The organism is Nocardioides endophyticus (assembly GCF_039543845.1).
Taxonomy (GTDB): Bacteria; Actinomycetota; Actinomycetes; order Propionibacteriales; family Nocardioidaceae; genus Nocardioides; species Nocardioides endophyticus.
In genome coordinates, this window is sequence record NZ_BAABKN010000012.1 from 23,410 (window position 1) to 47,261 (window position 23,852).

The 23,852-nt window shown below is 69.3% G+C and carries 25 protein-coding genes; 15 read left to right on the plus strand and 10 right to left on the minus strand.

Annotation, left to right across the window (positions count from 1 at the left end):
• Positions 1 to 58 precede the first annotated feature (58 nt).
• From ABEA33_RS08915 to ABEA33_RS08955, 9 genes are all read left to right on the plus strand, one after another.
• On the plus strand, positions 59 to 2,251 hold the full coding sequence (locus tag ABEA33_RS08915) for an NADP-dependent isocitrate dehydrogenase (protein ID WP_345526407.1): 2,193 nt from the start codon (positions 59 to 61) through the stop codon (positions 2,249 to 2,251).
• Entirely contained in the window at positions 2,244 to 2,750 is a 507-nt protein-coding gene (locus tag ABEA33_RS08920; protein WP_345526408.1) for a hypothetical protein, read from the plus strand. The genes ABEA33_RS08915 and ABEA33_RS08920 overlap by 8 nt, the downstream gene beginning before the upstream one ends.
• Before the next feature lie 191 nt (positions 2,751 to 2,941).
• Positions 2,942 to 3,187, plus strand: a complete 246-nt coding sequence (locus ABEA33_RS08925; RefSeq protein WP_345526409.1) for a hypothetical protein — start codon at positions 2,942 to 2,944, stop codon at positions 3,185 to 3,187.
• Positions 3,184 to 4,392: an MFS transporter gene (locus tag ABEA33_RS08930; RefSeq protein WP_345526410.1), complete on the plus strand. Its 1,209-nt coding sequence runs from the start codon at positions 3,184 to 3,186 to the stop codon at positions 4,390 to 4,392. Before ABEA33_RS08925 ends, ABEA33_RS08930 begins: the two co-directional genes overlap by 4 nt.
• 46 nt (positions 4,393 to 4,438) lie before the next feature.
• Complete coding sequence (locus tag ABEA33_RS08935) at positions 4,439 to 4,681, plus strand: hypothetical protein (RefSeq protein WP_345526411.1); 243 nt, start codon at positions 4,439 to 4,441, stop codon at positions 4,679 to 4,681.
• A gap of 291 nt (positions 4,682 to 4,972) precedes the next feature.
• Positions 4,973 to 6,031: a tryptophan--tRNA ligase gene (gene trpS / locus ABEA33_RS08940; RefSeq protein WP_345526412.1), complete on the plus strand. Its 1,059-nt coding sequence runs from the start codon at positions 4,973 to 4,975 to the stop codon at positions 6,029 to 6,031.
• 9 nt (positions 6,032 to 6,040) lie between these two features.
• Positions 6,041 to 6,562, plus strand: coding sequence for a 2'-5' RNA ligase family protein (locus ABEA33_RS08945; protein WP_345526413.1), 522 nt, complete (start codon positions 6,041 to 6,043; stop codon positions 6,560 to 6,562).
• A 2-nt stretch (positions 6,563 to 6,564) separates the two neighbouring features.
• Positions 6,565 to 7,614 carry a YihY/virulence factor BrkB family protein gene (locus ABEA33_RS08950; RefSeq protein WP_345526414.1) on the plus strand — a complete coding sequence of 350 codons (1,050 nt, stop codon included), beginning with the start codon at positions 6,565 to 6,567 and terminating at the stop codon, positions 7,612 to 7,614.
• Between the two features lie 93 nt (positions 7,615 to 7,707).
• Positions 7,708 to 8,178: a tRNA (cytidine(34)-2'-O)-methyltransferase gene (locus tag ABEA33_RS08955; RefSeq protein ID WP_345526415.1), complete on the plus strand. Its 471-nt coding sequence runs from the start codon at positions 7,708 to 7,710 to the stop codon at positions 8,176 to 8,178.
• Positions 8,179 to 8,391: 213 nt separating this feature from the next.
• Here ABEA33_RS08955 and ABEA33_RS08960 read toward each other — a convergent pair whose 3' ends face one another.
• A complete protein-coding gene (locus tag ABEA33_RS08960; RefSeq protein WP_345526593.1) occupies positions 8,392 to 9,027 on the minus strand; it encodes a dihydrofolate reductase family protein in 636 nt (211 codons plus the stop codon).
• 53 nt (positions 9,028 to 9,080) lie between these two features.
• Positions 9,081 to 9,926 carry a LysR family transcriptional regulator gene (locus tag ABEA33_RS08965; RefSeq protein WP_345526416.1) on the minus strand — a complete coding sequence of 282 codons (846 nt, stop codon included), beginning with the start codon at positions 9,924 to 9,926 and terminating at the stop codon, positions 9,081 to 9,083.
• Positions 9,927 to 10,028: 102 nt separating this feature from the next.
• Between ABEA33_RS08965 and ABEA33_RS08970 the strand changes: the two genes are divergently transcribed.
• Positions 10,029 to 10,778, plus strand: coding sequence for an SDR family NAD(P)-dependent oxidoreductase (locus ABEA33_RS08970; protein WP_345526417.1), 750 nt, complete (start codon positions 10,029 to 10,031; stop codon positions 10,776 to 10,778).
• 100 nt (positions 10,779 to 10,878) lie between these two features.
• Here ABEA33_RS08970 and ABEA33_RS08975 read toward each other — a convergent pair whose 3' ends face one another.
• Positions 10,879 to 11,694, minus strand: coding sequence for an ABC transporter permease (locus ABEA33_RS08975; RefSeq protein ID WP_345526418.1), 816 nt, complete (start codon positions 11,692 to 11,694; stop codon positions 10,879 to 10,881).
• Positions 11,691 to 12,590, minus strand: coding sequence for an ABC transporter ATP-binding protein (locus ABEA33_RS08980; RefSeq protein ID WP_345526419.1), 900 nt, complete (start codon positions 12,588 to 12,590; stop codon positions 11,691 to 11,693). Before ABEA33_RS08980 ends, ABEA33_RS08975 begins: the two co-directional genes overlap by 4 nt.
• Before the next feature lie 148 nt (positions 12,591 to 12,738).
• Between ABEA33_RS08980 and ABEA33_RS08985 the strand changes: the two genes are divergently transcribed.
• Entirely contained in the window at positions 12,739 to 13,884 is a 1,146-nt protein-coding gene (locus tag ABEA33_RS08985) for a sensor histidine kinase (RefSeq protein WP_345526420.1), read from the plus strand.
• Entirely contained in the window at positions 13,881 to 14,537 is a 657-nt protein-coding gene (locus ABEA33_RS08990) for a response regulator (protein WP_345526421.1), read from the plus strand. Before ABEA33_RS08985 ends, ABEA33_RS08990 begins: the two co-directional genes overlap by 4 nt.
• 234 nt (positions 14,538 to 14,771) lie before the next feature.
• On the opposite strand, the gene ABEA33_RS08995 is transcribed toward ABEA33_RS08990, so the two are convergent.
• The 4 genes from ABEA33_RS08995 to ABEA33_RS09010 form a co-directional block, all read right to left on the minus strand.
• Entirely contained in the window at positions 14,772 to 15,515 is a 744-nt protein-coding gene (locus tag ABEA33_RS08995) for a succinate dehydrogenase/fumarate reductase iron-sulfur subunit (RefSeq protein WP_345526422.1), read from the minus strand.
• Positions 15,512 to 17,530 (minus strand): fumarate reductase/succinate dehydrogenase flavoprotein subunit, encoded by a 2,019-nt coding sequence (locus ABEA33_RS09000; RefSeq protein ID WP_345526594.1) that lies wholly within the window; start codon positions 17,528 to 17,530, stop codon positions 15,512 to 15,514. Before ABEA33_RS09000 ends, ABEA33_RS08995 begins: the two co-directional genes overlap by 4 nt.
• A gap of 26 nt (positions 17,531 to 17,556) precedes the next feature.
• The gene (locus ABEA33_RS09005; RefSeq protein ID WP_345526423.1) at positions 17,557 to 18,258 is read right to left on the minus strand and encodes a succinate dehydrogenase cytochrome b subunit; all 702 of its coding nucleotides are present in this window, start codon (positions 18,256 to 18,258) and stop codon (positions 17,557 to 17,559) included.
• A gap of 63 nt (positions 18,259 to 18,321) precedes the next feature.
• A complete protein-coding gene (locus ABEA33_RS09010; RefSeq protein ID WP_345526424.1) occupies positions 18,322 to 19,332 on the minus strand; it encodes a glycosyltransferase in 1,011 nt (336 codons plus the stop codon).
• 217 nt (positions 19,333 to 19,549) lie between these two features.
• Between ABEA33_RS09010 and ABEA33_RS09015 the strand changes: the two genes are divergently transcribed.
• Genes ABEA33_RS09015 through ABEA33_RS09025 form a run of 3 tightly spaced genes read left to right on the plus strand, consistent with a single transcriptional unit; the run spans position 19,550 to position 22,997 of the window.
• Entirely contained in the window at positions 19,550 to 20,332 is a 783-nt protein-coding gene (locus ABEA33_RS09015; RefSeq protein WP_345526425.1) for a hypothetical protein, read from the plus strand.
• Positions 20,332 to 22,209 (plus strand): fumarate reductase/succinate dehydrogenase flavoprotein subunit, encoded by a 1,878-nt coding sequence (locus ABEA33_RS09020; protein WP_345526426.1) that lies wholly within the window; start codon positions 20,332 to 20,334, stop codon positions 22,207 to 22,209. Before ABEA33_RS09015 ends, ABEA33_RS09020 begins: the two co-directional genes overlap by 1 nt.
• Before the next feature lie 11 nt (positions 22,210 to 22,220).
• Positions 22,221 to 22,997 carry a succinate dehydrogenase/fumarate reductase iron-sulfur subunit gene (locus tag ABEA33_RS09025; RefSeq protein ID WP_345526427.1) on the plus strand — a complete coding sequence of 259 codons (777 nt, stop codon included), beginning with the start codon at positions 22,221 to 22,223 and terminating at the stop codon, positions 22,995 to 22,997.
• A gap of 1 nt (position 22,998) precedes the next feature.
• Here the strand turns inward: ABEA33_RS09025 and ABEA33_RS09030 are convergent, their stop codons facing one another.
• Positions 22,999 to 23,409, minus strand: coding sequence for a hypothetical protein (locus ABEA33_RS09030; protein ID WP_345526428.1), 411 nt, complete (start codon positions 23,407 to 23,409; stop codon positions 22,999 to 23,001).
• Positions 23,410 to 23,430: 21 nt separating this feature from the next.
• Positions 23,431 to 23,580 carry a hypothetical protein gene (locus ABEA33_RS09035; protein WP_345526429.1) on the minus strand — a complete coding sequence of 50 codons (150 nt, stop codon included), beginning with the start codon at positions 23,578 to 23,580 and terminating at the stop codon, positions 23,431 to 23,433.
• Positions 23,581 to 23,852: the final 272 nt, after the last annotated feature.

Genomic DNA, 23,852 nt, shown 5'->3' on the forward strand with positions numbered 1-23,852 from the left:
CGTCAAGGAATCCAGTCCGCTGCCCATCGCAACAGACCAGCCTCAGGAGTCACCGAGCATGGCCAAGATCATCTACACGCACACGGACGAGGCGCCTCTGCTGGCGACGTACTCCTTCCTTCCGATCGTGCAGGCGTACGCCGGCAAGGCGGGCGTCGACATCGAGACGCGTGACATCTCGCTCGCGGGGCGCATCCTGGCCCAGTTCGGGATCGTCGACGACGCGCTCGCCGAGCTCGGTGACCTCGCGAAGACGCCCGAGGCCAACATCATCAAGCTGCCCAACGTGTCCGCCTCCATCCCGCAGCTGAAGGCCGCGATCAAGGAGCTGCAGGAGCAGGGCTACGACCTCCCGGACTACCCGGAGAACGCCCAGACCGCGGACGAGAAGGCCGTCGTCGCGAAGTACGACAAGGTCAAGGGCTCCGCGGTCAACCCGGTGCTGCGCGAGGGCAACTCCGACCGCCGCGCGCCGCTGTCGGTCAAGAACTACGCCAAGAGCCACCCGCACCGCATGGGCAAGTGGTCCACCGAGTCGAAGACCAACGTCGCGACGATGGGCAAGGACGACTTCTTCTCCAACGAGAAGTCGGTCGTGATCCCGAGCGACGACACCCTGACCATCAAGCACGTCGCCGCCGACGGCACCGAGACCGTGCTCAAGGACGGCATCAAGGTTCTGGCCGGCGAGGTCGTGGACGGCACGTTCATGAACGTCGCCGCGCTGCGCCGCTTCCTCACCGAGCAGATCGCGCGGGCCAAGGCCGACGACGTGCTCTTCTCGGTGCACCTCAAGGCCACGATGATGAAGGTCTCGGACCCGATCATCTTCGGCCACGTCGTGCAGGCGTTCTTCCCGACCCTCTTCGAGCAGTACGGCGAGCAGCTCGCCGCCGCCGGCATCTCCCCGAACGACGGCCTCGGCGCCCTCCTCGGCGCGGTCGGCTCCCTCCCCGAGGGCGACGCGATCAAGGCGGCCGTCACGGCCGGCCTGGCCGACGGCCCGACGATGGCGATGGTCGACTCCGACAAGGGCATCACCAACCTGCACGTCCCGTCCGACGTCATCATCGACGCCTCGATGCCGGCGATGATCCGCGGCGGTGGCCACATGTGGGGCCCCGACGGCAACGAGGCCGACACCCTCGCGGTGATCCCGGACTCCAGCTATGCCGGCGTCTACCAGGCCGCCATCGACGACTGCCGCACCCACGGCGCCCTCGACCCGTCGACCATGGGCTCGGTGCCCAACGTCGGCCTGATGGCCCAGGCGGCGGAGGAGTACGGCTCCCACGACAAGACCTTCGAGGCCCCGGCCGCTGGTCAGATCCAGGTCGTCAACGCTGCCGGCGACGTGCTCATCGAGCACGACGTCGAGCCCGGTGACATCTGGCGTGCCTGCCAGACCAAGGACGCCCCGATCCGCGACTGGGTCAAGCTGGCCGTCACCCGCGCCCGCGCCTCCGGCTCGCCTGCCATCTTCTGGCTCGACGAGACTCGCGCGCACGACGCCAACCTGATCGCCAAGGTCAACGAGTACCTCCCCGAGCACGACACCGAAGGCCTGCAGATCGAGATCATGGCGCCGGCCGCCGCGACGACGTACTCCCTGGAGCGCATCCGCAAGGGCGAGGACACCATCTCGGTGACCGGCAACGTGCTGCGCGACTACAACACCGATCTCTTCCCGATCCTCGAGCTCGGTACGTCGGCCAAGATGCTCTCCGTCGTCCCGCTGATGAACGGCGGTGGCCTCTTCGAGACCGGCGCCGGCGGCTCGGCTCCCAAGCACGTGCAGCAGCTGGTGAAGGAGAACTACCTGCGCTGGGACAGCCTGGGCGAGTTCTTCGCGCTGGTGCCGTCGCTGGAGCTGTACGCCGAGCAGGCCGGGACGCCGGGCGCCAAGGTGCTCGCCGACGCCCTCGACCGCGCGACGGGCACCTTCCTCAACGAGGACAAGTCGCCGACCCGCAAGCTCGGGGGAATCGACAACCGTGGCTCGCACTTCTACCTGGCGCTCTACTGGGCCCAGGAGCTGGCGGGGCAGACCGAGGACGCCGACCTGGCGGCCGCGTTCAAGCCGCTGGCGGAGCGGCTCGCCGCCGACGAGACGGCGATCGTGGACGAGCTGATCGCCGTACAGGGCTCGCCTGCCGACATCGGTGGCTACTACCGGCCCGACGACGCGAAGGCGGACGCGGTGATGCGCCCGTCCGTGACCCTCAACGCGGCACTGGCGTCCCTTGCCTGAGCAGGACACGCCCGAGGCCGAGGCCGGCTACGCCCACTGGGACCAGAAGCCGGCCCTCGGCCGTCGGGGCATGATCCTGGCGGTCGTGATTCCGGTGCTGATCGCGGCAGCCGGGTTCGGCGTGGTCGCGATCGTCTCGCACGGCTCCGAGACGGCCGCGACGGCGATCAAGGTGCCGACCGGGGAGTGGATCCCCGGTCAGGCCGGCGGCTCCACCACGATCCAGGGCAACCTCGCGGTCGACGGGCGGCACTGTGTCTACCTGCAGAACCCCGCCGGTGAGATCTGGCCGGTCTGGCCGGCCGGATTCCGGGCCCGCCTGGACGCCAACGGCAAGGTCAGCCTGTACGACGGCAAGGACCACCTGGTCGCCCGCGACGGTGAGGGCATCCAGGCCACCGGCACGCTGACCTCGCCCGCGGCGTTCGCCGGCGAGACCTGCCTGCCGTCCAACGACGACGTCGCCGTCGTGCAGTCCGAGGTCACTCGGATCGGCTGAGGGAGGGGGGGTTTCCCCGGTCGGCCGGGGAAACCCGCTCATTCGTGGCGGAACGTCGACACCAGATCCTGCAGCCGCACCGACATCTGCGAGAGGACGGCGACGGCGCCGTGGAGCCGCTGGACGCTGTCCGTGGTCACCTGCGACGCGTCCGCCACCCGGCCGACGGTCTGGGCGATCTCCTGGGCGGCGTGGACGCCGGTCCCGGCGACGACGGCGAGGAGGAGGCAGAGGATGCCGAAGGCCAGGAAGAGCCGTCGGCCGATCGACAGGTGGTGCAGCAGCTTGCGCAGGTGGGGGTTGTCTCGCGTGGTGTTGACTTGTTGCTGGTCGACCGCCCTATCGGCGATGTGGGAGGAGACCTGAGGCGCACCTACGCTGGATCACGTATGAACCCGGAATACGACCGCCCCGACTCCGGGTTGCAGCCCGCGTGACGACTGCACCCACCACCGCCCCTGCCGCGACGGCGCCAGCCGCCGCTCGGCACTACCGGTTCGCGGTGGTGGCGCTCGCCCTCGGCGGGTTCGCGATCGGCACGACCGAGTTCGTGACCATGGGCCTGCTGCCGCAGATCGCCGACGGCGTCGGCATCTCGATCCCGCAGGCCGGGCACATGATCTCGGCGTACGCGCTGGGCGTGGTCGTCGGTGCGCCGGTGATCGCGATCTTCGGCGCCAAGCTCCCGCGCCGGGCCCTGCTGGTCTGGCTGATGGCGGCGTACGCCGTGTTCAACGCGCTCAGCGCGCTGGCCGGCAGCTACGGCGTGCTGTTCGTCGCCCGGTTCCTCGACGGGCTCCCGCACGGCGCCTACTTCGGCGTCGCCTCGCTGGTCGCCGCGAGCCTGGCAGCACCCGAGCACCGCGGACGTGCCGTCGCGAGCGTGATGCTCGGGCTCTCCATCGCCAACGTCGTCGGGGTCCCCGCCGCCACCTGGCTCGGCCAGCAGGTCGGCTGGCGCTCGGCGTACCTCTCGACCGCCGGCCTCGCCGTCCTCACCGTCGTGATGATCATCGCCTTCGTGCCTTCGGTGCCGGGCAACCCGGCCGCCACGGGACGCAAGGAGATGCTGTTCTTCCGCAACGGCCAGGCGATGCTGACGCTGCTGGCCGGAGCCGTCGGCTTCGGTGGGCTGTTCGCGGTCTACTCCTACATCGCCCCGACCGTGACCGACGTCGGTGGCCTGCCCGACTCCGCGGTGCCGCTCTTCACGGCGGCGTTCGGCGTCGGCATGGTGGCCGGTACCTGGCTCGCGGGTCGGCTCGCCGACTGGTCTGTCTTCCGCACCCTGATCTGGGCCGGTGTGGGCTCCTTCCTCGTGATGCTGCTCGTCTGGGCGCTGGCGCCGTACGGCTGGTGGCTGCTTCCGGCGATCTTCCTGGTCACGGCGATCGGCTCCGTCCTGGTGGTCAACCTCCAGCTGCGCCTGATGACCGTCTCCGGCGAGGCGCAGACCCTCGGCGCCGCCATGAACCACGCGTCCCTCAACATTGCCAATGCGCTCGGCGCCTGGCTGGGTGGCCTCGTCATCGCGGCGGGCTACGGCTACCGGGCGCCTGCCCTGGTGGGTGCAGCTCTCTCGATCGCCGGCATCGGCGTGCTCTTCTGGTCGGCTGCCGTCGACCGCCGCAGCACCGACTGACTCCCAGCGCTGCCCCGTCGCCGGGCGGGAGAACCTCGTCTATCGGATGGACCAGTGGGGCACGGTGCTGAGCACGATCGACCCACCGGACGTCGCCGACTCCGTGGGACAGGTGCTCGGCGGGCCTCCGGCGAACCTTGCCGTGTCCCCGGACGGGAGCAAGATCGCCTACATCTACGAGAAGTACTCGTGCCCGGTCGGGCTGGCCTGCAAGATGCGCTACGTCACCGCGTTCACGTCGTCCACCGCTGTCACCGACCCGACCGGCAACTACCCGGACGGTGGATGACCGCCGTTCCCGACCCCGCTGTGTGCGACCTGTGTGCGACCACCGAGGAGCCCGGCATCGCCGGCCCGACCTGGCCCGCGGACAGCGGGCGCGTCGCAACCGTCGTACTCGCCGGCGGCGCAGCAGACGCGGCCGACGTACCCGCCGCAGGCGTTCGCGACCAAGGCGAAGCCGAAGATCGGCCACCGGCTCCAGGTGCGTGTCAGGGCGTTCCGACAGGGCTACCGGAACGCCGTGGTGGTGTCCGCCCCGGTGCGCGTCAGGCGCTGACCATGGGTGAGAATGTCGGCCATGTCCACCACGACCGAACCCGAGGTCTCAACGGCTGCGGCGGGGACGGGCACGTCCCGTCCGCGCGTGCTCTCCGGCATCCAGCCGACCGCCGACTCGTTCCACTTCGGCAACTACCTCGGGGCCTTGCGGCAGTGGGTGGACCTCCAACAGGAGTACCAGCCCTTCTTCTTCATCGCCGACCTGCACGCGATCACCGTCGAGCAGGACCCCAAGGTGCTGCGGGAGCGCACCCTGCGAGCCGCCGCGCAGCTGCTCGCGATGGGCATCGACCCGGCCCGGTCCGCGATCTTCGTCCAGTCCCAGGTCCCGGAGCACGCGCAGCTGGGGTGGGTGCTGCAGTGCCTGACCGGCTTCGGCGAGGCCCGCCGGATGACCCAGTTCAAGGACAAGTCCGCCAAGGGTGGTGAAGGAGCGGCCAGCGTCGGGCTGTTCACCTACCCGGTCCTCCAGGCTGCCGACATCCTGCTTTACCGGCCGCACTACGTGCCGGTGGGCGAGGACCAGCGCCAGCACCTCGAGCTCACCCGCGACCTGGCCCAGCGCTTCAACAGCCGCTACAAGAAGACGTTCCGCCTCCCGGAGCCCTACATTCTCAAGGCGACCGCCAAGATCACCGACCTCCAGGACCCGACCTCGAAGATGTCGAAGTCGGCGTCCTCCCCGTCGGGCATCGTGGAGATGCTCGACGACCCCAAGGCCTCCGCGAAGAAGATCCGCTCCGCGGTGACCGACTCGGAGGCGGCGATCCGCTTCGACCCCGAGCACAAGCCGGGCATCAGCAACCTGCTCACGATCTACTCCGCGCTCACCAGCCGCCCGGTCGCCGACCTCGAGGCCGAGTACGCCGGCCGCGGCTACGGCGACCTGAAGACGGACCTGGCCGACGTCGTCGTCGAGTTCGTGACGCCCTTCCGGGAGCGCACGCTCGAACTGCTCGACGACCAGACCTACCTGTCCGACGTACTTCGCCAGGGGACCGAGCAGGCCGGTGAGGTGGCCCGTGCGACCCTCCGCGACGTCTATCAGCGGGTCGGCTTCGTCGCGGCGGGCCAGTAGGGTTCAGGAGTGCCGACGATTGGAGTGGCGGTCGCGATCCCGGAGCCCTGGGCGAGCGAGCTGCAGGACTATCGGACCTCCGTGGGGGACACCACGGCGGCGATGATCCCTACCCACATCACGCTGGTGCCGCCGACGGACATCGACGACCTGGTCGTCGCGGATGTCGAGAAGCACCTCGAGGAGGTCGCGACCGAGGTCGGGACCTACTGCGTACATCTGCGTGGGACGGGTACCTTCCGGCCCGTGTCGCCCGTCGTCTTCGTGACCCTCGTCGAGGGCATCTCCCAGTGTGAGCAGCTCGCCGCCGCCGTACGCCGTGGGCCGCTCGACGTCGAGCTGCAGTACCCGTACCACCCGCACGTCACCGTCGCCCACCACCTCGAGGACCCGCTCCTGGACCGGGCGTTCGAGGAGCTGGCGGCCTTCGAATGCGAGTTCGACGTCGCCGACTTCCACCTCTACGTCCACGACGATGACGCGGGCTGGCGACCGGCCCGCACGTTCGCCCTCCACGGCGCCCCCGACTGACGATGCCGTCGCCCCAGGAGCGGCTCGCGGAGCTCCGTCGTCGCCGTCCGCTGGTCGACCACGCCGTACGCACCCAGGAGCACTACGGCGCCGTGAAGGCCGGCCAGCAGGCTGGTGCGGTCACCTACTTCGCGTTCCTGTCGGTGTTCCCGATCCTGGCCCTGGCCTTCTTTCTGGTCGGCTGGGTCGCGAAGGTCTACCCCGGTGCGCGGGCGGACCTGATCGAAGCGATCAACGGCGTGATGCCGGGGCTCGTGGGCAACGACCCCGACAACCCCGCTCAGCTCCAGATCAGTGACATCGAGAGCGCGGCGGCGACGCTCGGGATCATCGGTGCTCTGGTCCTGCTCTACTCCGGGCTCGGGTGGCTCTCCGCGATGCGCGACGCGCTGGTCGTGGTCTTCGAGATGCCGGCCAAGGACCAGCCGAACTTCGTCTTCGGCAAGCTGCGCGACCTGCTGATGCTGGTCCTGATCGGCGCGATCCTGCTCGTCTCGGTGGCGGTCGCGGGCCTGGTGGGTGGCTTCGCGAGCGACCTCCTGGACTGGGCGGGTCTTGGGACCGAGCTGGCCTGGCTCGTCGTGGTGCTCACGATCGTGCTTGGGTTCGGCGCCAACATGCTGCTGTTCTTCGCGATGTTCGTGCTCCTGGCCGAGCCGCACACGCCGCGCCGCTCACTCTGGTCGGGCGCCTTCCTCGGTGCCATCGCGTTCGAGGTGCTCAAGCAGCTCTCGAAGCTCCTGCTCCAGTCCACCCAGGGCAACCCGGCCTTCCAGGCGTTCGGGATCGCGCTGATCCTGCTGGTCTGGATCAACTACTTCTCACGCGTCGTCATGTACGCCGCGGCTTGGGCGCACACCTCACCCGCGGCCCGGGCCGCCCGCCCGGCACCGATCGCGGCGCCCGTCGAGGGGCCGCCGTCGCCGCCGCTGCGGCAGCAGGAAGCCCTCGAGTACCCCTGGGCAGCGTCGTACGCCGCCGGCGCGGGCACCATGCTCGGACTCGTCGCCCTCGTCCGCAGGCTCAGCAGGGCGTCCCGGAAGAACTCATAGAGCCCGAACGCAAGCACGGCCGGCTCCTGGTCGGCATCGCCCTCTGAGCTTCGTCGTCTGGGGCACCTCGAAGTAGCCGAGATAGTTTGAGCCGTGTTTCATGTGATGTTCCTCGAGCCCCGTATCCCGCCCAACACAGGGAACGCGATTCGGATGGTGGCCGGGACGGGAGCCACGCTGCACCTGGTCGAACCCCTCGGTTTCGATCTCTCGGAACCCAAGCTGAAGCGCGCAGGTCTCGACTACCACGACCTGGCATCGTTGGTGGTGCACCCTGATCTCGGCGCTGCCTTTGACAGCGCGGCGCTGGCTTCCTCGAGGGTGTTTGCCTTCACGGCTCACGCGACCCGCTGGTACACCGACGTCGAGTTCGAGTCCGACGATGTGCTGCTCTTCGGACCCGAACCGACCGGTCTGTCAGACGATGTGCTGAGCCACCCCCGGGTCACCGATCGACTGAGAATCCCGATGGTGGGCGGTCGCCGATCGCTGAACCTGTCGAACTCTGCGGCCGTGGTGACCTACGAGGCCTGGCGCCAGCAAGGATTCCCTGGCGCGGAGTAGGTGTCAGTGTCGGGGGCATGGGCCGACGGATTCGTGCCTCGGAGCTGCCGGGCGCGAGGCCGTCGACTCGCGGCCGCGGCAGTCCAATCGCGGTGGATAGACGCACACTTGCGCCGCGAGCTGATCGTTGGCGTGAGCGGACGGGCACTAGCTCTTTGGCCCTGTCGATCCGTACTTGGTCGACGCGGACAGCGGCGCGATCGTGCGAACCGTTCAGTCGCGCCAAAACAGGTGGTGAACGACGCCGCTAGGGCTGGGGACGATGTCGCGGTGGTAGCGGTCGAGGAGGTCGTCGGGGGAGTTCCACAGACGGGAGCCGGCGCCGAGCTCCACGGGTGAGACCGCGATGTGGAGGGTGTCGATGAGGCCGGCGTCGAGGAACTGGCGGACGGTGTCGGCGCCGCCGCCGAGGCGGACGTCCTTGCCGTCGGCGGCCTCGAGGGCGAGGGAAAGCACACTCGCGGGGTCACTGTTCACGAAGTGGAAGGTCGTGTCGGAGAGGGCGAAGGATGGGCGCTCGTGGTGGGTCATCACGAAGACCGGGGTGTGGAACGGGGGTTCGTCGCCCCACCAGCCCTTCCACTCCTGATCGGCCCACGGGCCGCGCTGCGGGCTGAACTTGTTGCGGCCCATGATCTCGGCGCCGATGTTGCGGTGGTAATCGCGCACGAGGTAGTCGTCCAGGCCACGGCTGCCTGTGCCGTCAGTCCGGTTGGGCCAACTCGCCGTGGCGAACGCCCAGCCGCCCAGAACCATCGGGTCGGCGTGCCCGAACGGGCGCTCGATGCTCTGACCCTCGCCGGCGGCGTACCCGTCGCTGGAGACGAACATGTTGTGGACCCTGACCATCTGCGGCACGGCTGCTCCTCACGTGGTGGCGGTGGTCGCCATCTTTCCGGGCGTCAGAGCCGGCCCGCGGTGCGGACCAGGCCGGCCACGGCGGTCGACGTGCTGTGCGGCGGCCACGCGATGACCGTCGTGACCTGGGCCGCGTCCGACAGGGGTACAACGGCCAGCCCATCGCGCAGGTAGGCGCGGGCCGACTCGGGCAGCACCAGCGCGGTGCGTCCGAGCCGGACCAGCTGGAGCACCTGGGTCAGGTCCCGCAGCTCGGGGCCAGGTCCGTCGGGGTAACTGCCGTCGAGGCGCGGCCACCGCGGCGTCGGCAGGTCGGGGATCGAGGTCGCTTCGGCGACGGTCATCGAGGTCACCGTGCTCGACGGGTGGCCAGCGGGCAGAATCAGCACCTGCTCCTCGACCGTCAGCACATCCACCTCGAACCCGCTCATGTCGTCGAACGGCCGGTGCAGGATCGCGACGTCGGCACGCCCGTCGCGCAGCATCTGCGCCTGGTGACCGGGAGGGCTCAGAACCACCTCGACATCGACCGCGTCGGGTTCGGCGGCGTAGGCGTCGAGCAGCTTGACCATCAGCTCGCTCGACGCGCCGGCCTTAGCGGTCAGCACGAGCGAGGCGCGGTCGGCCGCCTCGGCGGTACGGCGGGTACGCCGCTCGGCCGCCTCGATCGCGGCGAGCGCCGCCCGGCCCTCGCGCAGCAGCGTCTCCCCGGCGTTGGTGAGCGTCACGCCGCGCGGCGTACGGACGAAGAGATCGGCGCCGAGACGCCGCTCGAGCTGGCCGATCGCACGTGACAGCGGCGGCTGGGCCATCCCGAGGCGCTCGGCGGCGCGACCGACGTGCGACTCCTCGGCGACGGTAACGAAGTAGCGCAGCTCGCGGGTCTCCACGTCGTCGAGAGTACGTCGTTCACCTGGGGTCATACCTCCGCGGTATCGGTCTCGACCAGATCGGTCTTGGAACGGTGCGACGGCGCGACACACGATGGACGCATGACTGTGAACAACGCTGGGACCAACACGGAGAACAAGAAGACCGCCCTCGTCACGGGCGCCAACAAGGGCATCGGCTACGAGATCGCCGCAGGCCTCGCCCGGATCGGGTTCCGCGTCGGCGTCGGCGCCCGCGACGCAGGTCGCCGCGACGAGGCCGTCGCGAAGCTCCAGGCCGATGGGCACGACGTGTTCGGCGTGCCACTCGACGTGACCGACGACGCGAGCGTGGCCGCCGCGGCCGCCAAGCTCGAGGGGCAGGGCGGGCTCGACGTGCTCGTGAACAACGCCGCCATCACCGGCGGGATGCCGCAGGAGCCGACCAAGGTCAGCGCCGAGCAGGTCCTGCAGGTCGTCGACACCAACGTCATCGGCGTGATCCGGGTGACCAACGCGATGCTGCCGATGCTGCGTCGGGCCCCGTCGCCGCGCATCGTCAACGTGTCGAGCACCGTCGGCTCGCTCACCCTGCAGACTGCGCAGGCCGATGCGGTAGGCCCGATCTCGGCGGCGTACTCGCCGACCAAGTCCTACCTCAACGCGATCACCATCCAGTACGCCAAGGAGCTCGCCGGTACCGGCGTCCTCATCAACGCCGGCTGCCCGGGCTTCGTCGCGACCGACCTCAACAACTTCCAGGGATTCCGTACGCCGGAACAAGGTGCCGCGATCTTCCTCGAGCTCGCGACGCTGCCCGATGGTGGGCCGTCCGGCACCTTCCGCGACGAGACGGGCATTCAGCCCTGGTGAGCTAGCGGGGTGGCCTGTTCGCACGCTGGGCCGGTCCACCACGAACGGCGGTATCCGGAACGCACAGATGGGTCCCGCATACCGCCGCCCGTGTGGGTGACTACTTGACCTCGGAGCGGCGCAGGGAGAGCAGCCCGCCGACGAGGGGAAGGACGATCCAGATCATCGTGGTCGAGCCCAGCATCGCCCACTCCTCACCGGTGTTCGTGGCGCCCTCGAAGAGTTCCACCTGCGTGTAGTTCCAGTCGATCCACGGCTGCAGGTCCAGGAACCACTCCCGCACCAAGGCGAGCAGCTCGAGGATGCCGGGCAGGACGAGGGAGACCACGAAGTAGCCGGTGATCGCCGCGGCCGAGGCCCTCAGCACCACGCCGAGCGTGAAGCCGATCGCCATGCCGACCAGGTTGCCGAGCACGATCTGGGGCGCGGTGGACAGCGACACGTCCCAGACGGTGTCGACGCCAGCGAGCGCGGAGCCAGCAAGGTTGCCGACGGCGCCCACCGCGACGGCGACGGCCATCGAGCCGAGGCCCACCAGGACTGTCGCGATCGCCTTGGCGCCGATCACGCGTCCGCGGCGCGGCACCAGGGTGAACGTGGTGAGTCCGCTGCGCTGGCTCCACTCACTAGTGACGGCCAGGATCGCGATCATCGGCAAGATCACCGACATGGGGAAGCCGATCGCAGTCGCAAAGCTCTCGTAGGTGACGGCGCTGTCGGGAGCGAAGATGATGACCGCCCCGGTCGCGATGACCGACAGGACGCCGATGCTGATGAGCATCCAGAATCCCGAGCGGGTGTTGAACATCTTGCGCAGCTCGACCTTGACCAGCCGAGTGGTCGGGATGGGACGGGCGGTCCGGCGGACCGGTGCGGCCTCCGTGGTGGTGGCTGGCGGTACGGTCGTGGCGGTCATGCCGCAACTCCTTCGCGTTGGGTGTCGGCAGTGAGCGACAGGAACATGTCTTCGAGCCCGGCGCCCTCGGCGGACCGGAGCTCGGTGAGGGCGATGCCGGCGGTCAGGGCCACGGCCCCGACCCGAGCGGGGTCGGCATCGGTGCGGACCGAGCCGTCCCCGGCGAGCGTGCTGGGGATCCCGGCCTGCTCGAGTGCGTAAGCGAGGTCGCGCGGTGACGTCGAGCGGGCGAGCGTCCCGGCCGCGGCGAGGAGCTCTTCCTTGCTGCCGGCCGCGACGATCTTGCCGTTGCCGATGACGACCAGGTCATCGGCGATGACCTCGATCTCGTGGAGCAGATGTGAGGACAGCAGCACCGTGCCGCCATGGCTGGCGAAGCCTGTCAGCAGGTCGCGCATCCACCGGATCCCGGCGGGGTCGAGTCCGTTGGCGGGCTCGTCGAGGATCAGCACCTGGGGGTCTCCGAGGAGTGCCGTGGCGATACCGAGCCGCTGGCGCATGCCGAGCGAGTAGTTGCGCACCCTGCGTTTGGCCTCGGTGGGGGTCAGGCTCACGATCTCGAGCATCTCGTCGACGCGGGTGCGGGGCAGGCCCATGGTGTCGGCGGCGATGGTGAGGATCTCGCGGCCGGTGCGGCCGGCGTGCTGGGCGGAGGCGTCCAGCAGGACGCCCACCTCGAGGCCGGGGTTGGGGAGGTCGGCGAACCGTTCTGCGTTGATGGTCGCGGAGCCGGATGTCGGGGCGGTGAGACCGACCATCACGCGCATCGTGGTGGACTTGCCGGCGCCGTTCGGACCGAGGAAACCGGTCACGCGGCCGGGCTGGGCGGTGAAGGAGACGTTGTCGACGGCGGTGACGCCGGCGTACCTCCGGGTCAGGGACTCAACAGTGATCATGGGCTCAACCCTCGCGACATCGCGGCGTGCGCGTATCGGTTCCATGGCCGGTCTTGTCCTGACCGAAAGTACGGGGCCGGGGCGGCCGGGAGGGCGGGTCAGACTTTCGGCCGGTCCCCTGGCGGCGCTCCATCCCTACGCTGAGGGAGTGAGCAATCCACTGCGGTCCCTGCTGGAGGAACCCCGGCCCTCGGCCCCACCGGTTCGGGTGTGGCGGGACTGGGCGCTGCTGGCGGTCGTGACGGTCTTCGGGGTGCTGGAAGGTGTCCTGCGTGAGGATCTGCCTCTACCGGGGCTGTCGGTAGTGTTGACGATCGGACTGGCGCCGCTGCTGCTCTGGCGACGTACGCACCCGCTCGCAGTGGTCGCGGCCGCCTTCGGCGTGACCGCGATCGTGGACATCGGCCTGATCGCATCCGATGCACCGGCGCTCGAGATGAACACGATGGTCTACCTCCTGCTGCTGCCCTACTCACTCTTCCGGTGGGGTTCCGGGCGAGAGGCGGTGGCTGGTCTGGCGATCATCCTGGTCCCGGCCACCATGGCGCTCTTCGTCGGCTGGACCGGGGTGGCCGACGCAATCGCCGCAGTCGCTGTCCTGATGTCCGCCTTTGCCCTGGGCTGGGCCGTGCGTTCGCAGCACGGCACCCGGGAGCGAAGGCTGGAGCAGGTGAAGTCGGAGGAACGGGTCCTGTTGGCGCGCGAGCTGCACGACACGGTGGCCCACCACGTCTCTGCCATCGCCGTCCAGGCCCAAGCAGGGCGCGCTCTCGCGGCGACCAGCCCCTCGTCGCCGCTCGAGGCACTGGAGGTGATCGAGGTCGAGGCATCGCGCACGCTCGCGGAGATGCGGGCGATGGTCCGCGTATTGCGCAACGAGGCACCCGCCGACTACGCCCCGCAGCCCGGTGTTGCCGACCTCGAGCGGCTGTCCGGGTCCTCGCCTGGCGGGCCGCGGGTGGACGTCAGGGTCTCGGGTGACCTTGCCGCCCTCCCGGCGGCGATCGACGCCGCCGTCTTCCGGATCGCTCAGGAAGGGGTCACCAATGCCCTGCGGCATGCCCGGAACGCCACCCTGATCGACGTACGCGTCGCCGGCGACCACTCGACGGTCAGCCTCGTCGTCCGCGACGACGGTGATCCGGGCGCGGCTGACCCCGCACCCGAAGCGGGGTTCGGGCTCACCGGGATGATGGAGCGCGCGCTGCTCCTGGGTGGCGCGTGCCGCGCAGGTCCCTGCTCCGGTCGCGGCTGGGCCGTCAGCGCGACACTGCCGCGGCAGGTGTCGGCGTGAGCATCCGGGTGCTGGTCGCCGACGACCAGGATCTCGTGCGGACCGGGCTGCGGCTGATTCTCGGCACCCTGGACGGCATCGAGGTCGTGGGGGAGGCGCGCGACGGGCAGGAGGCGGTGCGGCTGGCCCGCGAGCTCCGTCCCGACGTGTGCCTGATGGACATCCGGATGCCCGTCCTCGACGGGGTCGAAGCGACCCGTCTGCTGGCCGGGCCGGGCGTCGAGGACCCGGTTGCGGTCGTCGTGATCACCACCTTCGATCTCGACGAGTACGTGCACGGTGCGCTGTTGGCCGGCGCTACCGGCTTCCTGCTGAAGGACGCCGGACCCGAGCTGCTCGGCGAGGCGATCCGGGCGGCCACCCGAGGTGACTCGCTCATCTCGCCCAGCATCACCCGCCGGCTGCTGTCGACGTTCGCGGGCACGGGCCGGGCAGCTCCTCCCGCGCAGCCCCACGACCCGCTCACCGAACGCGAGGAGCAGGTGCTGCTCACCATCGCGCGGGGTCGCACCAACGCAGAGATCGCCGCCGAGCTGCACATCAGCCTCAGCACGGTGAAGACCCACATCGGCAGCCTCATGGCCAAGCTCGGCGCCCGTAACCGGGTGGAGGTCGCGATGTGGGGTTACGAGACCGGCCGGGTCCGGGAGTAGAAGCCGGCCGGCTCCGCCGACAGGAAAGCCGGAGTCGGCGAACGCCCCCGAGTCCGGCGAGGGCGCCCTCACAGGTCGGGACCTGCGGCTTGTGGGCAGGGGTGGCGTGCACCGGGTTCGAGGTGCCTCGCGTACCAGCCCGTCTCGTCACGCTCGATCGCGGTCTCGTTTCCCGCAGCACCCAGAAATGAAGGCTGGCCCGCCCGAGATCTCGGGCGGGCCAGTCTCGGTGGCTCAGTGGCCGTGGCGCATGGCCTGGTGCAGGTCCCAGTTGAGGCGGGAGATCACGTCGAGCGGGATCTCCTTGGGGCAGGCGGCGGTGCACTCACCGATGTTGGTGCAGCCGCCGAAGCCTTCGTGGTCGTGCTGTGCGACCATGTCGACGACGCGGGAGTCGCGCTCCGGCTGGCCCTGCGGGAGCTCGCCGAGGTGGGTGATCTTCGCGCCCATGAAGAGCGAGGCCGAGCCGTTGGGGCAGGCGGCGACGCAGGCGCCGCAGCCGATGCAGGTGGCCACGTTGAACGCGCGGAGCGCGTCGTCGCGGGGGACCGGCACGGAGTGGGCCTCGGGGGCGGATCCGGTGTTGACCGAGATGTAGCCGCCGGCCTGGATGATCCGGTCGAAGGCGCCGCGGTCGACGACGAGGTCCTTGACGACCGGGAACGCGTCGGCGCGCCAGGGCTCGATGACGATCTCGTCGCCGTCCTTGAAGGACCGCATGTGCAGCTGGCAGGTGGTGGTGACCTCGGGGCCGTGGGCTTCGCCGTTGATCATCAGGCCACACATGCCGCAGATGCCCTCGCGGCAGTCGGAGTCGAACGCGACCGGGTCCTCGCCCTTGCCGTTGAGCTCCTCGTTGAGCACGTCGAGCATCTCGAGGAACGACATGTCCTCGGAGACACCATCGAGCTCGTAGGTGTGCATCGCGCCCTTCGACGCGGCGTCCGGCTGGCGCCAGATCTTGAGAGTGACCTTCACTTGTAGCTCCGCTGCTTCATCTCGATGGCCGTGTAGACGAGGTCTTCCTTGTGCAGGACCGGCGGCTCGCCGTCGCCCGCGAACTCCCACGCGGCGACGTACGCGAACTGGTCGTCGTGGCGCAGCGCTTCGCCGTCCTCGGTCTGCGACTCGCCCCGGAAGTGGCCGCCGCAGGACTCGCGACGGTTGAGCGCGTCGATGCACATCAGCTCGCCGAGCTCGATGAAGTCGGCGACGCGGCCGGCCCGCTCGAGCGACTGGTTCAGGCTCTCGGCCGTGCCGAGCACCTTCACGTTGCGCCAGAAGTCTTCCTTGAGGGTGCGGATGAGGTCGATCGCCTTCTTCAGGCCGTCCTCGGTCCGCTCCATCCCGCAGTACTCCCACATGATGTTGCCGAGCTCGCGGTGGTAGGAGTCGACACTGCGGGTGCCCTTGGTGTTCAGGAAGTGGTCGACCCGGTCCTGGACCTGCTTCTTCGCCTCGACGACGGCAGGGTGGCTCTCGTCGACCTTGGCGAACGGCCCGTCCGCGAGGTAGTCGCGGATGGTGTGCGGCAGCACGAAGTAGCCGTCGGCCAGGCCCTGCATCAGCGCCGAGGCGCCCAGGCGGTTGGCGCCGTGGTCGGAGAAGTTGGCCTCGCCGGTCACGAAGAGTCCCTCGATCGACGACTGCAGGTCGTAGTCGACCCACAGGCCGCCCATCACGTAGTGGACGGCGGGGTAGATCCGCATCGGGGTCTCGTACGGGTTCTCGCCGGTGATCCGGGCGTACATGTCGAAGAGGTTGTCGTACTTCTCCTCGATGCCGTCCACGCCGAGGCGCTCGATCGCGGCGCTGAAGTCGAGGTAGACACCACGGCGTACGCCGTCGACCGCGGGGCCGACGCCGCGGCCCTCGTCGCAGACGTTCTTGGCGGCACGCGAGGCGATGTCGCGGGGGACCAGGTTGCCGAACGACGGGTAGATCCGCTCCAGGTAGTAGTCGCGGTCCTCCTCGGGGATGTCGCGCGGGTCCTTCTCGCAGTCCGCCTTGCTCTTCGGCACCCAGATCCGGCCGTCGTTGCGCAGCGACTCCGACATCAGGGTCAGCTTCGACTGGTGCGTGCCGGTGACCGGGATGCAGGTCGGGTGGATCTGTGTGTAGCAGGGGTTGGCCATGTAGGCGCCCTTGCGGTGCGCGCGCCACGCCGCGGTGACGTTGGAGCCCATCGCGTTGGTGGAGAGGAAGAAGACGTTGCCGTAGCCGCCGGTCGCGAGGACCACGACGTCGGCCAGGTGGGTCTCGATCTCGCCAGTGACCAGGTCGCGCGCGATGATGCCGCGTGCCTTGCCGTCGACGACGATGACCTCGAGCATCTCGTGGCGGGTGAACTGCTCCACGGTGCCGGCCGCGACCTGACGCTCCATCGCCTGGTAGGCGCCGATCAGCAGCTGCTGGCCGGTCTGCCCGCGGGCATAGAAGGTGCGCGACACCTGCACGCCACCGAACGAGCGGTTGTCGAGGAGGCCGCCGTACTCACGAGCGAACGGGACGCCCTGCGCGACGCACTGGTCGATGATGTTGGTGCTGACCTCGGCCAGGCGGTAGACGTTCGACTCCCGCGAGCGATAGTCGCCACCCTTGACCGTGTCGTAGAAGAGCCGGTGGACGGAGTCGCCGTCCTCCTTGTAGTTCTTGGCCGCGTTGATGCCGCCCTGGGCAGCGATCGAGTGGGCCCGGCGAGGGGAGTCCTGGTAGCAGAAGGACTTCACGTTGTAGCCCGCCTCGCCCAGCGTGGCAGCGGCGGCGCCGCCGGCCAGGCCGGTGCCGACGATGATCACGTCGAGCTTGCGGCGGTTGGACGGGTTGACGAGCCGCGCCTCGAACTTGCGCGTCTGCCAGCGTTCGTCGATGGGGCCCTTCGGCGCCTTGGTGTCCACGATCGGCTCGCCCGGCGTGTAGTAACCGGCGGCGTCGTCGCCGTGGTCGCCCGGCTCGTCGTGGGACGGATCGGACGTGAGGGTGGTGTCCGGCATGTCGGTCATGTGCGGGAGACCCCTGTCTACTTGGTGATGACGCCGGCGAGGACGAAGATCGGCACGAGGGAGAAGCCACCGGCGATGACGATGGCGACGATCCAGCCGAGGCTCTTCGCGTTGCGGCGGGCGCGGGCGTTGTTGGTGAGGCCGAGGGTCTGCGCCGAGCTCCACACCCCGTGGTGCAGGTGCATCGCGAGCGTGAGCATCGCGGCGAGGTAGATCAGCGTCATCCACCAGGTGTCGAACGTGTCGACCAGCAGGTCGTACGGGTCGTTCGTCTCCCCGCCGGACACGTTGACCTTCCCGATCGTGAAGTTGATCAGGTGCCAGATGATGAAGAGCAGCAGCGTCAGCCCGCCCCAGCGCATCGTCCGCGAGGACAGGCTGGAGGCGTTGTTCTTCTTCATCACGTACGCGGTGCTCCGGGCCCGCTTGGCGCGCTTCCAGAGCACCGCGGCCGAGCCGACGTGCAGGACCAGCGACACGACCAGCACCGCGCGGATGATCCAGAGCGCGCCCTCCCGGGGAAGCATCGGCTCCCCGAGGATGCGGAGGTGCTCGGCGTACTCGTTGTAGGCGTCATGGCCGGAGAAGGCCTTGAGGTTGCCGTACATGTGCAAGAGCACGAAACCGATGAAGATGATGCCGCTGGCGGCCATCAAGAGCTTGAGGGTGATGGTCGAGCGGGATGCTCGCGCACCCCTGACCAGGGTCGTCGTTGCCACGAACGACCACGCTACCCCGCGCGTTCCGCGCTCGGGACCGCTGGGGATGTGACTTACATCCGGTTACCCGACAGTCGTAGTCCGAGTCATGAGCGGTCGGTAGTGGTAAGTGACCAGCTCGTCGACCGCCTCGATCCACGACCGGGAGGCCAGGGCGCGCCCGCGTTCGCCGAGCAGGGCGCGGCTGTTGTCCGCAGCCAGCGCGTGTACGGCGTCGCGCAGCCCGTGCCGGTGCGTCTCGTCGTAGAGGAGGCCCGTCTCGAGGTGTCGTACGACGTCCGGGGCGCCTCCCGAGCGCGGAGCGACGACGGGCACGCCCGAGGCTCCCGCCTCGCGCAGGGCGTGGCAGCAGGTCTCGCGCTCGCCGGGGTGCACCAGCAGGTCGAAGGCCGGCAGCACTGCGGTCAGGTCTCCGGTGCTCAGCGTCCCGGTGAACTTCGCCCCGGGCAACCGCGCCTCCAGCCAGCTCCGCTGCGGGCCGTCGCCCACGATCACCGGTCGGATCCCCGGCACCCGCGACAGCTCGACCAGTCGGCGTACGTCGTGCCGGTTGCGCAGGCTGCCGACGTACCCGACGACGACCAGGGGCTTCGGGAGCGAGCGGGCCCGCGACCAGCGGTCGTGCAGCCAGGTGTCGCGGAGGGCGGGGGTGAACGCGGCGGTGTCGACGCCCGGCGCCCACAGATGTGCGTCCCGGCCGAGCATCCACCTGGAGGTGACCAGCGTCCGGTCCGCGGTGACGCCCGAGAGTGTCGCTGACTGCTCGACGACCAGGGTCGCAATGCCGAGCCGGTGCGCGTGCTTGAGCGCCTTCCGGCCCACGGTCGCGGGCGAGGTGACGTGCACGAGATCGGGACGGAAGGCCGCGAGGGCGTCCCGCACCTGTCCGCCGGGCTTGTCGAGCGGGCGGATCCGGACCACCGGGCAGCCGCGGTACGTCGTCAGGCCGGGTCCGGGTGCGATCAGCTGGACATCGTGGCCGGTGTCGACGAGCCGGTCCACGACCGCCTTGACCGTCGTGGTCGTGCCATCCACAGCCGGGAAGAACGTCTCGGTCACGAGGGTGATCCTCATGCCGTCAGGGTGACCGCGCGAGGTGGCCGGATCGCTGCGGTGAGGTGGATGTCGGATGAACCAGACCACTACCACTGAAATGGAACACGTTCTCGCAATCTCGGTGTGGGCCCTTTCACATCTGCCCGCAAGTGTGCAGACTCACCTAGCACCCGACCCACCGGAGGTGGCGATGGCGTCGACCGACGCTCGAGAGACGGCAGCAGGTTCGACCGGCGTGAATGGCCCGACTCGGGCCAGGATCGGCGTCAAGACGCTGCGAGCCGATCGCTGGTGGCTCACCCCGTTGGCGACCTTCGTGGTCTTCACCCTGTTCATCGTGTACTCCACCTGGCGGGCGTTCTCCGGCGCGAACTACTTCTCGGAGCCGTACCTCTCGCCGTTCTACTCGCCGTGCCTGAGCAACGAGTGCGTGCCGGGCTCGTCGGACTTCGGCCAGCCGTTCGGCGGGTTCCCGCTCTCGCCGGCGCTGCTCATCCTGATCTTCCCGCTCGGCTTCCGGCTGACCTGCTACTACTACCGCAAGGCGTACTACCGGGCGTTCTGGCTCTCGCCGCCCGCCTGCGCTGTCGCCGAGCCGCACGGCAAGTACACCGGCGAGACCCGCTTCCCGCTGCTCGCCCAGAACGTCCACCGCTGGTTCTGGTACGCCGCGGTCCTCGTCGCCCTGGTCCTGACCTACGACGTCTTCCTGGCGTTCGGCCCGGCCGAGGGGGAGTCCGACGGCATCCACATGGGCCTCGGCACCCTGATCATGCTAGTGAACGTCGTCTTCATCTGGCTGTACACGCTGGGCTGCCACTCGTGCCGCCACATCATGGGCGGCCGGCTCCGGCACTTCTCCAAGCACCCGGTCCGCTACCAGCTCTGGGGCTGGGTCTCGAAGCTCAACGGCCAGCACGCCCGGTGGGCCTGGTACTCCCTGTTCTCGGTCGCACTGACCGACTTCTACATCTACCTGCTGGCGACCGGCACTGTCGATGACGTGAGGTTCTTCTGATGTCCGCGGACAGCACTCGCCACCCGATGACCGGCAACGAGATGTCCGGCTTCAGCGAGGGCGGCATGGAGCGACACGCGTACGACGTCGTCGTGGTCGGCGCGGGCGGTGCCGGGCTGCGGGCGGCGATCGCCGCCCACGAGGCGGGCGCGCGCACGGCGGTGGTGTGCAAGTCGCTGCTCGGCAAGGCGCACACCGTGATGGCCGAGGGCGGCATCGCAGCAGCCATGGGCAACCGCTGGCCGGAGGACAACTGGGAGGTGCACTTCCGCGACACCATGCGTGGCGGGAAGATGCTCAACAACTGGCGGATGGCCCAGTTGCACGCCCAGGAGGCTCCCGAGCGGGTGCAGGAGCTCGAGGACTGGGGTGCGCTCTTCGACCGCACCGACGACGGGTTGATCTCGCAGCGAGACTTCGGCGGGCACAAGTACGCCCGGCTCGCCCACGTCGGCGACCGCACCGGGCTGGAGATGATCCGCACCCTCCAGCAGCGCACGGTGCAGCTCGGCATCGACGTCTTCATGGAGTGCACGGTCACCGACCTCCTGAAGGACCCTTCGGCAGGCTCAGGACAAGCGGGAGCGATAGCCGGCGCGATCGGCTACTGGCGCGAGTCCGGCCGTTTCATCACCTTCGACGCCCCGACCGTGATCCTGGCGACCGGTGGCATCGGCAAGTCGTTCAAGGTCACCTCGAACTCGTGGGAGTACACCGGCGACGGCCACGCGCTCGCCATGCGCGCCGGGGCCTCGCTGATCAACATGGAGTTCGTGCAGTTCCACCCGACCGGCATGGTCTGGCCGCCGTCGGTGAAGGGGCTGCTGGTCACGGAGTCGGTGCGCGGTGACGGCGGCATCCTGCGCAACTCCGAGGGCGAGCGGTTCATGTTCAACTACATCCCGGAGTTCTTCAAAGCGGAGACGGCCGACACGATCGAGGAGGCCGACCGCTGGTACGACGACAAGAAGAACAACCGCCGTCCTCCCGAGCTGCTGCCGCGTGACGAGGTCGCCCGGGCGATCAACTCCGAGATCAAGGCGGGCCGTGGGTCACCGCACGGCGGCATCTTCCTCGACATCGCGTCGCGCCGTACGCCGGAGTTCATCCGCAAGCGGCTGCCCTCGATGTACCACCAGTTCAAGGAGCTCGCCGACGTCGACATCACGGCGGAGCCGATGGAGATCGGTCCGACCTGCCACTACGTGATGGGCGGCGTCGAGGTCGACGCCGACACCCAGGAGAGCGCGGTCACCGGCCTGTACGCCGTGGGGGAGTGCTCCGGCGGCATGCACGGCTCCAACCGCCTCGGCGGCAACTCGCTCGGCGACCTGCTGGTCTTCGGCAAGCGTGCGGGTGAGGCGGCTTCGGCGTACGCCGCGGGTCTGGGCGACGCCCGCCCGACGATCGCGGAGGACGACCTCAAGGCTGCGCAGGCGAGCGCCCTGGCGCCGTTCGAGGTCGAGGGTGGCGAGAACCCGTACACGATCCAGCACGACCTCCAGCAGTCCATGAACGACCTGGTCGGCATCATCCGCACCGGGTCCGAGCTGGAGGAGTCGCTGCGGGAGATCGAGGTCTTCAAGGAGCGGGCGAAGACGATGGTCGTGGAGGGGCACCGGCAGTACAACCCCGGCTGGCACCTCGCGATCGACCTGCGCAACATGCTGATCGTCTCCGAGGCGATCGCGAAGGCGGCGCTGGCGCGCGAGGAGTCGCGCGGCGGCCACACCCGCGACGACTTCCCGAAGACCGACCACGAGGTGTGGGGCACCAAGAACCTCGTCGTCACCCTCAACGCCGACGGCACCGGCGTCGACCTGCACGACAAGCCGCTCCCGGTCATGCCGGACGAGCTCAAGAAGTACTTCGACTGAGAGGGACGGACATGGGCTACGACCTGAAGATGCGCGTCTGGCGCGGCGACCAGGAGGGCGGCGACCTCGCCGACTACACCGTCGAGGTGTCCGAGGGCGAGGTCGTCCTCGACGCCTTGCACCGGCTCCAGGCCACGCAGACCGGCGACCTCGCGATCCGGTGGAACTGCAAAGCCGGCAAGTGCGGCTCCTGCTCGGCCGAGATCAACGGCCGGCCGAAGCTGATGTGCATGACCCGGCTCTCCGACTTCGAGCCGACCGAGACGATCACGGTCACCCCGATGCGGGCCTTCCCGGTGATCCGCGACCTCGTCACGGACGTCTCGTACAACTACGAGAAGGCCAAGGAGCTGCCGTACGCCGAGCTCCCGCCGCGCGACGCCGACGGCAAGCGGCGGATGGCGCAGATCGACGTCGAGCGGAGCCAGGAGTTCCGCAAGTGCATCGAGTGCTTCCTGTGCCAGGACACCTGCCACGTCGTCCGTGACCACGAGGAGAACAAGCCCGCCTTCGCGGGTCCGCGGTTCTTCCTGCGGTACGCCGAGCTCGACATGCACCCCCTCGACACCCACGACCGCCGGGCACTCGCCCAGGGCGCCGCCGGCCTCGGGATGTGCAACATCACGAAGTGCTGCACGGAGGTCTGCCCGGAGGGCATCAAGATCACCGACAACGCGATCATCCCGATGAAGGAGCGCGTGGTCGACCGCAAGTACGACCCGCTCGTGTGGCTCGGCAACAAGATCGGGCTGCGCAACAAGGACAACGACGGGCGGGCCGAGGTCTAGGTCAGTCGACCAGTGTCGGCGGCGGGAGGTCGCCACGGCGGATCGCGTCGGCCGTCGCGTGGATCTCCAGGCCGCTCTCCTGCCAGTCGCCGGACAGCACCTCCCAGTACGGCCGCCACCCCCGGCGTACCTCCACGGTCCAGTGCCGGCCGAGGAACACTCGGCCGAGGACGGCGAACGGCAGGACGACCAGGACCAGCAGGAACTCCACCCCGGCCACCAGCCCCAGCACGAGGAACGGCAGCGCGATGATCAGCAGCACGACCGCGATGATCGCGCTGACCGGGTCGTCGCCGAGGTGGGCGAGGCCGAGATCCGGCATCGACTCCATTGCGCCCGTCAGCCGACGGCGCCACGGCACCCACCGTCGGCTGACCCGCCACACCTGACCGTCCGGCGACCGCACCTTCACGGACGCCAGGGTAGGAGCAGGTCAGCTGATGATGCCGATGAACGCGCGGGACGCGACGTACGTTGCTCCGCCCAGCGCCGCTGCCACCAGTGCCGTGACCAGCACGATGGTGAGGAACGCCCGCACCGCTGCGGTCCGCCTGGTCGGCTCGCCGATCTCCCTGACTGACATGTGACCTTCTCCTCGCGAGTGCCCTGACACCCCTTACGACGCGGTGCGAGGCGATCACGTTGCCGTCGGTCGGTCACGAGCTGGTCACAGTTCTCCGCTGTGCGGGACTGGCCGCAGCGTCGGGCCATCCCGGAGGCCGCGAACATTGCCCTGCGTACGCTGCGGGGGTTTCGAGACGGCGCTAGCGCGCCTCCTCAACCACCGGCGACGGCGTACCGCGCCTCCTCAACCACCGGCGACGGCGTACCGCGCCTCCTCGACCACCGGGGCGG

What these genes read in the sequence shown, in the direction of transcription:
- ABEA33_RS08915 (WP_345526407.1), top strand. Translation starts at nt 59, where the DNA reads ATGGCCAAGATCATCTACACGCACACGGACGAGGCGCCTCTGCTGGCG.
- ABEA33_RS08935 (WP_345526411.1), top strand. Translation starts at nt 4,439, where the DNA reads ATGGACCAGTGGGGCACGGTGCTGAGCACGATCGACCCACCGGACGTC.
- trpS (WP_345526412.1), top strand. Translation starts at nt 4,973, where the DNA reads ATGTCCACCACGACCGAACCCGAGGTCTCAACGGCTGCGGCGGGGACG.
- ABEA33_RS08950 (WP_345526414.1), top strand. Translation starts at nt 6,565, where the DNA reads ATGCCGTCGCCCCAGGAGCGGCTCGCGGAGCTCCGTCGTCGCCGTCCG.
- ABEA33_RS08960 (WP_345526593.1), bottom strand. Translation starts at nt 9,027, where the DNA reads ATGGTCAGGGTCCACAACATGTTCGTCTCCAGCGACGGGTACGCCGCC.
- ABEA33_RS08970 (WP_345526417.1), top strand. Translation starts at nt 10,029, where the DNA reads ATGACTGTGAACAACGCTGGGACCAACACGGAGAACAAGAAGACCGCC.
- ABEA33_RS08975 (WP_345526418.1), bottom strand. Translation starts at nt 11,694, where the DNA reads ATGACCGCCACGACCGTACCGCCAGCCACCACCACGGAGGCCGCACCG.
- ABEA33_RS08980 (WP_345526419.1), bottom strand. Translation starts at nt 12,590, where the DNA reads ATGATCACTGTTGAGTCCCTGACCCGGAGGTACGCCGGCGTCACCGCC.
- ABEA33_RS09000 (WP_345526594.1), bottom strand. Translation starts at nt 17,530, where the DNA reads ATGCCGGACACCACCCTCACGTCCGATCCGTCCCACGACGAGCCGGGC.
- ABEA33_RS09010 (WP_345526424.1), bottom strand. Translation starts at nt 19,332, where the DNA reads ATGAGGATCACCCTCGTGACCGAGACGTTCTTCCCGGCTGTGGATGGC.
- ABEA33_RS09020 (WP_345526426.1), top strand. Translation starts at nt 20,332, where the DNA reads ATGTCCGCGGACAGCACTCGCCACCCGATGACCGGCAACGAGATGTCC.
- ABEA33_RS09025 (WP_345526427.1), top strand. Translation starts at nt 22,221, where the DNA reads ATGGGCTACGACCTGAAGATGCGCGTCTGGCGCGGCGACCAGGAGGGC.
- ABEA33_RS09035 (WP_345526429.1), bottom strand. Translation starts at nt 23,580, where the DNA reads ATGTCAGTCAGGGAGATCGGCGAGCCGACCAGGCGGACCGCAGCGGTG.